This is a genomic window from Sporosarcina sp. Marseille-Q4943 (assembly GCF_943736995.1).
Lineage (GTDB): Bacteria > Bacillota > Bacilli > Bacillales_A > Planococcaceae > Sporosarcina.
On sequence record NZ_OX031157.1, the window covers coordinates 410,291 to 422,104 of the forward strand.

10 protein-coding genes are annotated in these 11,814 nt (G+C 46.1%); all 10 read right to left on the bottom strand.

Annotated elements, in window-relative coordinates:
* Nucleotides 1–244: 244 nt before the first annotated feature.
* The 10 genes from ffh to fapR all read right to left on the bottom strand — a co-directional run bounded on the left by ffh (nucleotide 245) and on the right by fapR (nucleotide 11,305).
* A complete protein-coding gene (gene ffh, locus NIT04_RS10875; RefSeq protein WP_252503629.1) occupies nucleotides 245–1,600 on the bottom strand; it encodes a signal recognition particle protein in 1,356 nt (451 codons plus the stop codon).
* Between the two features lie 12 nt (nucleotides 1,601–1,612).
* Nucleotides 1,613–1,945 carry a putative DNA-binding protein gene (locus NIT04_RS10880; protein WP_252503630.1) on the bottom strand — a complete coding sequence of 111 codons (333 nt, stop codon included), beginning with the start codon at nucleotides 1,943–1,945 and terminating at the stop codon, nucleotides 1,613–1,615.
* A gap of 193 nt (nucleotides 1,946–2,138) precedes the next feature.
* On the bottom strand, nucleotides 2,139–3,128 hold the full coding sequence (gene ftsY / locus NIT04_RS10885; RefSeq protein WP_252503631.1) for a signal recognition particle-docking protein FtsY: 990 nt from the start codon (nucleotides 3,126–3,128) through the stop codon (nucleotides 2,139–2,141).
* A gap of 33 nt (nucleotides 3,129–3,161) precedes the next feature.
* Nucleotides 3,162–6,719, bottom strand: a complete 3,558-nt coding sequence (smc, locus tag NIT04_RS10890; RefSeq protein ID WP_252503632.1) for a chromosome segregation protein SMC — start codon at nucleotides 6,717–6,719, stop codon at nucleotides 3,162–3,164.
* 2 nt (nucleotides 6,720–6,721) lie between these two features.
* Nucleotides 6,722–7,489: a ribonuclease III gene (rnc, locus tag NIT04_RS10895; protein WP_252503633.1), complete on the bottom strand. Its 768-nt coding sequence runs from the start codon at nucleotides 7,487–7,489 to the stop codon at nucleotides 6,722–6,724.
* A gap of 171 nt (nucleotides 7,490–7,660) precedes the next feature.
* A complete protein-coding gene (locus NIT04_RS10900) occupies nucleotides 7,661–7,897 on the bottom strand; it encodes an acyl carrier protein (protein ID WP_252503634.1) in 237 nt (78 codons plus the stop codon).
* Nucleotides 7,898–8,053: 156 nt separating this feature from the next.
* Entirely contained in the window at nucleotides 8,054–8,800 is a 747-nt protein-coding gene (gene fabG, locus NIT04_RS10905) for a 3-oxoacyl-[acyl-carrier-protein] reductase (protein ID WP_252503635.1), read from the bottom strand.
* Nucleotides 8,800–9,735, bottom strand: a complete 936-nt coding sequence (gene fabD, locus NIT04_RS10910; protein ID WP_252503636.1) for an ACP S-malonyltransferase — start codon at nucleotides 9,733–9,735, stop codon at nucleotides 8,800–8,802. The genes fabG and fabD overlap by 1 nt, the downstream gene beginning before the upstream one ends.
* Nucleotides 9,732–10,724: a phosphate acyltransferase PlsX gene (gene plsX / locus NIT04_RS10915; RefSeq protein WP_252503637.1), complete on the bottom strand. Its 993-nt coding sequence runs from the start codon at nucleotides 10,722–10,724 to the stop codon at nucleotides 9,732–9,734. Before plsX ends, fabD begins: the two co-directional genes overlap by 4 nt.
* The gene (gene fapR / locus NIT04_RS10920; protein WP_252503638.1) at nucleotides 10,724–11,305 is read right to left on the bottom strand and encodes a transcription factor FapR; all 582 of its coding nucleotides are present in this window, start codon (nucleotides 11,303–11,305) and stop codon (nucleotides 10,724–10,726) included. The genes plsX and fapR overlap by 1 nt, the downstream gene beginning before the upstream one ends.
* Between the last annotated feature and the right edge of the window lie 509 nt (nucleotides 11,306–11,814).

The window sequence follows — 11,814 nt, forward strand, 5'->3', positions numbered from 1 at the left end:
CTTGCACCTCCGAATAGTTTCACACAAGATAGTATATTATCAAGGTTTTTCATGTTTGTAAAGTGTTTTTTCTTAACACCTTAAAATTGCGTTGATTTCCGCTACAGGCGGACGCTTTCCGCCGGCATGGCTTCAGCCGCTTCCTTCGCTTTGCTCAGTCCAGGGTCTTCAGCTCATGCTATTCCGGCAGGAGTCGCCGCCTTTCGCTTCAATCAAAGAAGCTTCCTAGAATCAAAATTAAAAGTTACCTAAATAAAGAGTCGAAACCAGGCATTTTCATCTTCTTTTTGCCCTTTTGCTGCATGTTGGTCATCTGCTTGACCATCTTCTTCATCTCTTCGAATTGCTTCAATAGGCGGTTCACTTCCTGGATGGAAGTCCCTGATCCTTTCGCAATCCGTTTTCGCCTGCTCGCATTGATGATTTCTGGAGTTGTGCGTTCTGCCGTTGTCATCGAACGGATGACCGCTTCAACGCGTCCCATCTGACTTTCATCGACTTGAGCGTTTTCAAGCCCTTTGATTTTATTGAAGCCTGGCATCATCTTCAATATTTCATCAAGAGGACCCATTTTTTTCACTTGCTGGAGCTGATCCAAGAAGTCGTCGAGCGTGAAAGTTTGCGTGCGGAATTTTTGTTCAAGCTCCTTCGCCTTTTCTTCGTCGACACTTTCCTGCGCCTTTTCGATTAAAGACATGACGTCGCCCATCCCTAGGATCCGGGAGGCCATCCGCTCAGGATGGAAAGGCTCTAAGGCGTCCATTTTCTCTCCCATACCGACGAACTTGATTGGCTTCTGTGTAACGGAGCGGATGGATAACGCCGCACCGCCACGTGTGTCGCCGTCAAGCTTTGTCAAGACGACGCCGGTTATGCCGATCGCTTCGTCAAATGACTTCGCCACATTGACGGCATCCTGTCCGGTCATCGCATCTACGACGAGGAACACTTCGTCAGGTTTGCTCAATTCCCGGATATCCTTCAATTCCTGCATAAGATTTTCATCTACATGCAGGCGCCCCGCCGTATCGATGATGACGACATCATGATGCTCCTTTTCAGCTTCCACAAGCGCTTGGCGCGCAATTTCAACCGGAGAGACATCCGTGCCCATTGAAAAGACGGGCATCGTCAATTGTTTTCCAAGCGTCTCCAATTGCTGGATTGCCGCTGGACGATAAACATCGGCCGCCACGAGGAGTGGCTTCTTATTATGGCGTTTACGAAGGACTGTTGCGAGCTTTCCTGTCGTTGTCGTTTTCCCCGCCCCTTGCAAGCCGACCATCATGATGACTGTCGGCGATTTCCTTGCAAATTGGATTGGGTTTTGCTCTCCACCCATCAAGTTCGTCAATTCATCCTTAACGATTTTTACAACTTGTTGGCCGGGTGTCAGGCTCTTCATAACGTCCTGGCCGACAGCCCGTTCACTTACCGTCTTAACGAATTCCTTTACGACTTTCAAGTTGACGTCGGCTTCGATAAGTGCAAATCGCACTTCACGCATCATTTCCTTGACGTCGGCTTCACTGATCTTGCCTTTGCCCTTTATCTTCTGAAGCGTCCCTTGCAGGCGCTGGGCCAAACCTTCAAATGCCATGCATAGAACCCCCTATTCATGATCTTTCAATGCGTTCAACAGCATCCGTACTTCTTCGGATGCGTCATCATTACCGAGCACAAGGTTTTCAAGCTTATCGATAATCTCCATCCGTTTCCGGAACTTGGAGAAAAGCTTCAGTTTCTCTTCATAGTCTTCCAGCATAGCTTCCGTTCTTCGGACATTGTCATAAACAGCTTGTCTCGACACTCCATATTCTTCGGCTATCTCACCGAGGGATAGGTCATCGAGGTAATAGAGCTGCATATAAACCCTTTGTTTTTCGGTCAACAGTGTCTGATAGAAATCATAGAGGAAGTTGACGCGTGTCGTTTTTTCAAGCATTGCGCTTCGCCCCCTCTGATAATCTTAGTATGCCGGAATTGAACTGTCAAGTAAATTTACTTGTCTATAAAAAGCTGAGGAAGGCGTTTAACTGCGAAAGGCGGTGGAGGTCAGGAGATAAAGACGCTTTTTGTCTTTATCTCCTGACCGAAGCGACCCGAGCAGTTGCCTTCCGAAGCTGGATTGCGCTTGATTATTCTTGTGCTTCCTTTTCTAGACCATCTGCAAAGAGTCCGTATACGTACTTTTCCGGATCGAATGGTTGCAGGTCATCCATACCTTCTCCAAGACCGACAAATTTGACCGGGATATTAAGCTTACTACGGATCGCTAAAACAATTCCGCCTTTCGCAGTCCCGTCAAGCTTCGTAAGGACGATTCCAGTGACATTCGTCGCCTCTTTGAACGTCTGCGCCTGGATCAAAGCATTTTGGCCAGTCGTCGCATCAAGTGCGAGAAGGACCTCATGAGGCGCCCCTTCCACTTCCTTGCCGATCACTCGGTGTACTTTCTCTAGTTCATTCATCAAGTTCACTTTGTTTTGCAGTCTGCCGGCAGTATCACAAATCAATACATCCACTTTGCGGCTTTTTGCTGCGCGAATCGCATCGTACATGACAGCGGCCGGGTCAGACCCTTCCGATTGCCTGATCACTTCAACGCCGACACGTTCGCCCCAGACGACTAGCTGATCGATCGCTCCTGCACGGAATGTATCTCCGGCCGCAAGCATGACGGTCTTTCCTTCGTCTTTGAGTCGTGCCGCAAGCTTTCCGATCGTTGTCGTTTTTCCTACACCATTGACACCTACCATCAAAATGACAGTCAAATCGTCCTGCATATTCAAATCGGTGTCTAGTTCTTCGCCATCCTTATATATTTCCACAAGCTTTTCGGAGATGACAGATTGTATACCTTCTGTACTTTTAATATTTTTCCTTTGAACTTCCCAACGTAGTTGATCGACAAGTTCCATCACTGTTTCGACGCCGACATCCGCCTGTAATAATAGCTCCTCGAGCTCCTCGAAAAACTCCTCGTCGACCTCACGGAAGCGCGCGACAAGATCATTCACTTTTGAAGTGAATGAATTCCTTGTCTTCGAAAGACCATCCTTGAATTTTTCGGTTACCGTTTCATTTGTGCCCGTAATCTTCTCTTTCAGTTTCTTAAAAAAAGCCAATCCGACTCTCTCCTTTTTCTTTACTATTCATCCTTACCCCAACACTTCGGCAGGAACTTCGGAAAGCTTCACGGAAATCAGCTTCGAGACTCCCGACTCCTGCATCGTAATTCCATACAGGACATCCGCCCCTTCCATCGTCCCTTTCCGGTGTGTGATGACGATGAATTGGGTATTGTCCGAGAACTTCTTCAAGTACTTACTGTAACGGATGACATTCGCTTCGTCGAGCGCCGCTTCGACTTCATCCAAAATGCAGAATGGGACAGGACGCACTTCAATAATTGAAAACAGTAATGTAATTGCCGTGAGCGCCCTTTCGCCGCCTGACAGAAGGCTCAGATTCTGCAACTTCTTACCAGGGGGCCTTGCGACAATTTCAACACCTGTTTCAAGCAAATTGTCAGGCTCGGTAAGGATAAGATCGGCATCCCCGCCACCGAACATTTCTTTGAAGACAGCATGGAACCTATTTCTTACCGCGTTGAATGTCGTACTGAAACGCATCTCCATCTCACGATCCATTTCGGACATCGCTTCGTTCAGTGTATTTTTCGCCTCCAGGAGATCGTTCCGCTGTTCAGTCAAAAATGCATGGCGCTCGGACACTTCTTTGAATTCCTGGATTGCACTCGGATTGACTGAACCGATCGACTCGATTTCGCTCTTCAGTTGTTCAACCCGATTCCTTGTGGCTTCCACATCAAAGTCGCTCTCCGATTCAAAATCAGGATAGAGGCCATATTCGTCCAATAAGCGATTTGTGATTGCTTCATATTTCACTTCCAGACGGGAAACTGCGACATTTATTTCATTCAATGAAGAGACGGCCTTCCCTTCATCGTGGCGAAGACTTTTTAATATCTCTTCCTGTTTTTCGAGTTCAGAGGCAACTTGGATTCGTTTATTGCGTTCATCTGATAATGATTGTTCGATCGTTGACTTTTCTGTCACTGATTTATCGATATGGTTCGCAATTTCCTGTGGCGTAAGTTCGATACCCATCTCGTGCTCGGCATATATTTCACGATCAGCCTCCAGCGCAGACATTTTTTGTTCCAACTGACTAAGCGATTGCTCCATTTCGGTAATTGAAGATTGTTGGTGACCTTTCTGCTCCCGATGGATGGCAGCCTGTTCCCGGAGCTCACTATTTTTGGTCATCAACGCAGTTTCCTCATTCCGACGGTTTGCAGCCAACCGTTCAAGTGTTTCAACTTCTTTTTGAGTGGAGTCCAACGTTGATTTGATCATCTTATGCCGTTCAAGCAATTTCTCTTTCCTGTTTTGCAGTTCCGCACCTACGTTTTCAGAGCCGGCAATTCCTTTTTCAGCTAACGAGATTTCCGATTCAATCGTTCTAATTTCCATATCTAGTTCGCGTAAGACAGAATCTACAGAAACCATTTCCTGTCTGACTGTATCCCTTAGTTGCCGATATTTTTCTGTATCGTGCATATGCTGGGCGACAGACATTTTCGATTCGGCAATTTTGCTAGTTGCCGTTTTAATGGAGGCCGACATTCTCGAAAGTTGTGTACTTAACATCTCCAGCTCCGCTTTTCTCGAAAATACGGTCGACTGCCCTTTTGCACCACCGCCGGTAAGGGAACCGCCAGCATTCACGACATCACCGTCGAGTGTGACAATGCGGAATTTATATCCGAGCAATTTTGCGATGGCGGAAGCTCCAGCCAACGTTTTTGCGACGATTGTCATTCCAAGAAGGTTTTCAATGATGTTCGAAAATGCGGAGTGTGTCTGCACAAGCTGATCAGCCGTTCCGATAAATTCTGGATGCTGTTGAACAATACGGAGAGATGCAATTGGAAGATTTCTAGATTTGATGACATCACGTGGCAAAAATGTCGCTCGACCAGCATTCTTCTGTTTTAAATAACCGATCGCATTCCGCGCCTCCACCTCTGTCGATGTGACAATATGCTGCATCGCACCGCCCAATGCCGTTTCGATCGCCTTAATATGCGAATCGCCAACTGTTATCAGCTCTGCAACAGCCCCATCCACGCCACGCAATCTGCCATCTTTGGCAGCAATAAGGACAGCTCGGACACCTGAATAGAAGCCTGAAAAATCCGCCTCTAAACTTTGAAGTACACGCAGCCTCCCTTGCATTTCCGATTGCTTGTTCATTGCATTTTGCATAAACTGCTGCTGTACTACCAGTTCCTCTTCCGCTTCGCGGTAAAGCTTTTCGGACCTTTTGAAAGCAGTCTCTGCTTTCTCTTTTTTCTCCTGCAACGAGGAAAGCTCACCCGATTGGATAGATCTTTTTTCCTTTAACTCTTGAAGCTTAATTTTCAAGACGGAAGTTTGTTCTGAAATGCGGACTGAAGATGTCTTTTCCCCTTGCATCCGTTCATCGATATGCTTCAAATCATTTCTGATTGTCGCTTCTTCGTTCAACATTTCAATATAGGATGATTTCAACTCGTCAATTTCCGCCTCTGTCTCTTTAGCAGACCTTTTCAGAATTTGGGCGATTTCATTCATTTCCGAAGTGATTTTTTCCAAACTTGCTCCGGTAATGGCTAATTTCTCTTTTGCAGCCGCCAATTTGACGATCAAGTCTTCCTTATCCTTATGAGCTTGAGCCAACTCTTGCTGGATCCTCTTCAAGTGTTGCTCTGTATTTTTCTGTTTTTCAAGCGATAATAGTCGGCGGCCTTCCCATTTTTCAGCTTCTGCACTAATTTCAACCAATTGCTGTTGAAGCGCTTCAATATTCCTGTCGATTTGCGCCAACTGCTTCTTTCCCTCATTGGATTGCTGTTCAACTTGTGCAATCTCCGCTACTAAACGCTCGCGTTGTATCTGTTTTTCCTCGATCAGTGTAGTTTTCTTTATGATTTCGTCACGTAAGTTCGCACCATCATAATTCAGAAGTCGAACATCGGCATCTCTAATCTCAGTTGACAGCAACTGATGTCTTTCTGCCGCTTCGGCGTTCTTTTCAAGCGGGCCGATCCTTGTATCCAATTCTTTAAGAATATCGAGGACACGATCTAGATTATCCTCCGTCTCAAAAAGCTTATGCTCCGCTTTCCTTTTGCGTGTTTTATATTTCAACACACCTGCGGCCTCATCAAAAATACTTCTTCTATCTTCCGGCCGGCTGTTCAGGATTTCGTCGACACGCCCTTGGGATATGATTGAAAAAGCTTCCTTTCCTAACCCGGAATCCATGAAGACATCATTAATATCCTTCAAACGGCATTGTTGCCCGTTCAGTAAATAATTGCTTTCCCCCGAACGGAAGACCCGGCGGCTGACGCTTATTTCGGTGTAATCGAGCGGGAAGAGCCCATTCGAATTATCGAGGATCAATGTTACCTCCGCGTAATTCAACGGTTTGCGGGATTCACTGCCCGCAAAAATAACATCCTCCATCTTTACACCACGAAGGGATTTGGCAGACTGTTCACCGAGCACCCAACGGATTGCATCGGTGATATTGCTTTTCCCACTGCCATTCGGTCCTACAATGGCTGTTACGCCCGGGACGAAATCAATGCCGATCCGTTCGGCAAATGATTTGAACCCGATAATTTCAACTCTTTTTAGAAACACAATCAGTTCTCCCCTTCGGCCTCATTTCCTTTTAATACTTGGATTGCTTGACGGGCCGCTTCCTGCTCAGCTTCTTTTTTCGACCTTCCGATTCCGGTACCAAGTTCACGATTTTCCAATCTAACGACGGTGACAAACTTTTTCGCATGCGCAGGACCCTTTTCTTCAATAATTTCATAATTCAAGTTGCCACTGTTCGTCTGTTGCACGATTTCCTGCAAGCGGCTTTTATAATCCATCACATGCGAAAAAGCACCGTCCCCGATTTTCGGGAATACAACCTTTTCAAGGAAGCGGGTAACCGGTTCCATGCCTTGATCTAAAAACAGGGCGCCGATATACGCTTCAAATACGTCAGCAAGCAATGCCGGACGCAATCTTCCGCCAGTCTGTTCTTCACCTTTGCCTAGCAAAATGAATTCACCGAAGTGTAGTTCATTCGAAAATTTCACAAGCGATGGCTCACAAACGATCGCAGCCCGCAATTTCGTCAACTCGCCTTCACTCATATTCGGTTCAGTCGCATAAAGGAAGCGTGAAACACCCAATTCAAGAACGGCATCTCCAAGGAATTCGAGCCTTTCATTATCCGTGAAATTTTTCCGGCGGTGTTCATTGACGTAAGACGAATGCGTGAATGCATTATAAAGGAGCGATTCATCTTTAAAGTGGATATCGAGACGCCTTTGCAAGTCTTCAAATTTTTTACGCACCTCGCTAGGAAGAGGGACTGTAGGATATTTACTTTTTACATTCCGTTTATTATTCATCAAGATTCTGCCTTTCACTTCGTAGTCCTTTTAATTTTACATTGTTCACGCCATACATGCAAAACCGAAAAGAGATACTTTCATCCCTTTCGTATCGTATGAAAGGTTGAAAGCATCTCAAGGGAAATACGTTATATAGTTACGTGCCCATTTTTCGGAATGCTAATAAAATTATTTCACTTTTTCTTCGATATACTTCACTGCATCACCAACAGTTCCGATCTTTTCAGCATCGTCATCTGAAATTTCCATATCGAATTCATCTTCCAATTCCATAACAAGCTCAACGACATCCAAAGAGTCTGCGCCGAGATCGTCTTTGAAAGAAGCTTCAGGTTTCACTTCGCTTTCATCGACACCAAGACGGTCGACAACAACTTTCGTTACACGGTCTAGTACTGACAACATAGTCACCTCCCTTCAAAGAAATGCGTAGGCGGCCTGCCTAGGCGCGACAGGCATAAGACAGCACAGCGAAGCGGCGCTTTTTGCCGCACAGCTGTGATGGCTTATGACCCGAGCGCCTGGCCGCCGAAGCTGGACACTCGAATTGAGTAGGAATCCTTACATCACCATTCCGCCATCTACGTTTATCGTCTGGCCGGTAATGTAATTTGCATCGTCGGACAATAGGAATGCAACAGCGCCTGCTACGTCTTCTGCTGCTCCTAATTTGCCTAGAGGAATTGACGCCAACATTTGCTCCTTCACGTCCTCCGGAAGAGCATCGGTCATATCGGTCGTAATGAACCCTGGAGCAACTGCGTTTACAGTAATATTCCTTGTAGCAAGTTCTCTTGCAGTCGTCTTCGTCAAACCGATGACACCGGCTTTTGCAGCGACATAATTTGCTTGTCCCGGGTTACCGATGACGCCGACGATCGATGCAAGGTTGACGATTTTTCCGGCGCGCTGCTTCATCATTTGGCGTGTCACAGCTTTCGTGCAGAGGAAGACTCCTTTTAAATTGATGTTGATAACATCATCCCATTCGTCTTCCTTCATGCGCATTAATAAATTATCTCGTGTAATTCCGGCATTATTTACGAGCATATCAATTGAGCCGAATGTTTTCAATGTCTCATCGATCATTTGTTTCACTTGTTCGGAATCCGAAACGTTTGCTTGAATGGCAAAAGCATCTCCGCCGGATTGTTTGATCAATTCGACGACTTCTTCCGCTTTTTCTTTGCTGCCGCTATAATTGACAGCTACACGCGCGCCTTCTTTTCCTAGCAAAATTGCAATCTCGCGTCCAATTCCTCTTGAAGCGCCTGTAACGATCGCTGTTTTCCCTTCAAATCTACCCATCATTTCCACCCTTTCGCTGCATCAATAACTGTTTGTAATGTCTCCTCGTCATAGACAGGAAGCACTGTAACAGTTCTATCGATTTTCTTTACAAGACCGCTGAGCACTTTCCCGGGGCCGCATTCAATGAAATGCGTTACTCCAAGACCGATCAATTCACGGACAGAGTCTTCCCATCGGACCGGGGAATATAATTGTTCCACAAGCAGCTGCTTGATTTCCTCCCGGTCGGAAACGGTCTTTGCATTCACATTGGCAATGACCGGAATTGAAGCGTCTTTCATTTCCACTTCATCCAACGCGTTTTTCAGACGCTCAGCTGCCGGCTTCATAAGCGAGGAATGGAATGGTCCGCTCACATCAAGAGGAATCGCTCTTTTCGCTCCGGCTTCCTTAAGCTCGATGCAAGCTTTTTCGACGCCTGCTTTTGTGCCTGAAATGACAATTTGTCCAGGACAATTCAAGTTGGCTGGCTGGACCGGATCTCCTTCTGCAGTAATGGCATCCGTCACTTCTTTAAGTTTTTCGCCATCTAGTCCAAGAATGGCAGCCATCGCTCCTTCACCGGCAGGTACTGCGTCATTCATGAATAGGCCCCGTTTATGAACAACGGACACCCCGTCTTCGAATGAAAGAACCCCTGAAGCGACGAGTGCCGTATATTCACCGAGACTATGTCCGGCAGTGTAGTCAGGCGTAATGCCTTCTTCCGCAAGCCTCGAAGCAATCATGGCGCCAACTGTTAACAGTGCAGGCTGCGCATTATAAGTCAACGTCAGCTCCTCTTGAGGACCTTCTGTAATTAAACGGCTTAAGTTGAACTGTAATACTTCATCCGCTCGTTCAAGATAATTTCCGACACTATTGAAGAGCTCAGCTCCCATCCCTACAGATTGCGAGCCTTGCCCTGGAAATATAAATGCAACTTTCGTCATTCCGCTTCCACCTCTCCAACTGTCTTTCTGATCGTTCCGCACACATCAAATTCAACCATTGTCCTCGCTTGTCTAATCGCATTTAAAATTGCATTGGCATTGGATGAGCCGTGCGCCTTAATGACGGGTGAATTCAATCCAAACAATCCCGCTCCGCCATATTCCGTATAATCCATTTTCTTCTTTAACCCTCGGAGGTCGTCTTTCACCATCGCCGCGGACAGCTTTGACTTTAAAGAGGCTCCATATACTTCTTTCAGCATGGAGAAGAACCCGGAGGCTGTCCCTTCAATCGTCTTCAACACCATGTTTCCGGTAAATCCGTCCGTAACAATGACATCTGCCGCACCGCTTAATATGTCCCTCGATTCGACATTTCCGACAAAGTGAATAGGCGCTTCCGACAGTAGGTCGTATGCGGCTTTCGTCAATTCATTCCCTTTGCCTTCTTCGGTGCCGATATTCAACAGTCCGACACGGGGCTTTTGAATACCGCGTACTTTTTCAGCATAAATGCTGCCCATGATTGCGTATTGCTGCAAATGGCTCGGTTTAGCGTCCGAATTAGCGCCGACGTCCAAGAAGACGAAACCTTGGCCATCAATCGTCGGCAAGGTCGGTGATAACGCTGGTCGATCGATGCCTTCTATCCGTCCGACGACGAAGAGTCCCGCCGCCATTAGCGCTCCTGTGTTGCCAGCAGAGACGCATGCGTCGGCCTTCCCGTCTTTTACAGCTTGAGCCATCCTTACCATGGAAGCATCTTTCTTCCTCCTGATTGCCCGGACCGGCTCATCGTCCGCCTCGATTCTTTCTATGCAATGAATCACTTTCAAGCGAGCATGATCTTTCAAATATGGAGCCATTTTTTCTTCATTTCCATAAATATGTATATGTATATCTTCAAACTCTAATAGGCTCTGAAGTGCGCCTTCAATAATTTCACCCGGTGCGTGATCTCCGCCCATCCCATCTAATGCAATGATCATCATATTCCCCTCCTACTGTGGTCCGTAGTTTGATACATCTGGAATTCACCGGTGAAAACCGTTACGTTCTCGACCGTCGAAATGACATCGACAAACGTCCGTTTATCATTTGATCGCTTTTTATCCACAACGGCACGTGCAATGACACGATCGCCTGATTTGACAGGCTTCAAGAAATTGAGTGTTGACGTCACTGTCAAAGCAAGGTCATCATCGAGAACTGCTACGGCCAATGAATTCGCCTGTGCGAATAAATGGTGTCCACGTGCAATTCCACTTCGTTGGAAAACATGTTCGTCCATAACGTCGAAAATGGAAACAGCCCGCTTGTCCAGCTCGATATCTATGATGTCACCAATCACTTCATCCGACTGTAGAGATTTTACTTCTGCATCCATCGTTCTCGCAGCTACCGTTTTCAACCGTTCACGCAATTCCGGTATCCCACATTCCAATCGATCTAACCGGATTGTCTGAACGCTAACTTTAAATTGTTTGGATAACTCTTCGTCTGTCAGAAAAGGATTTTGTTCGAGGCTCAATTCAAGTTGGCGTTGCCTCTCCCTTTTTGGCACTCTCAATCGTTTCACCCTTCCGGATTAGCACTTGGTACTAATACCAGTATATTATCATAGTTCATCATTGATTTCTACTTTGGATTATAGCTAAAAATACGGGCGCAAAAAACCATAGTATTCTAAATTAATTATTTTCCCTAAAAATAAAAGGCCTATCAGCAAAAAGATGCCGATAGACTAAAATCGAACAAACCGTGAATAAAAACTAAGTAATTTGAGATAAAGATTTACATTATGGATCAGCCATGTTGATTTCCGCTCCAGGTGGACGCTTTCCGCGGGCGAGCGCTGAGCCGCTTCGTCGTTTCGCTACGCTTCACTCCTGCAGGGTCTCAGCTGTCTCGCTTTCCCGCAGGAGTCGCCACCTTCCGCTCCAATCAACAAAAATCGTTTCCTTTCTCAATATAATAAATGTTCAGCATCATGTTTTAAAGCAGCACTTTATTCAGAATAAATATGATACTATCGGTTTACTGTATAATTTCATATCTCTCACATTCTATAATTAACTT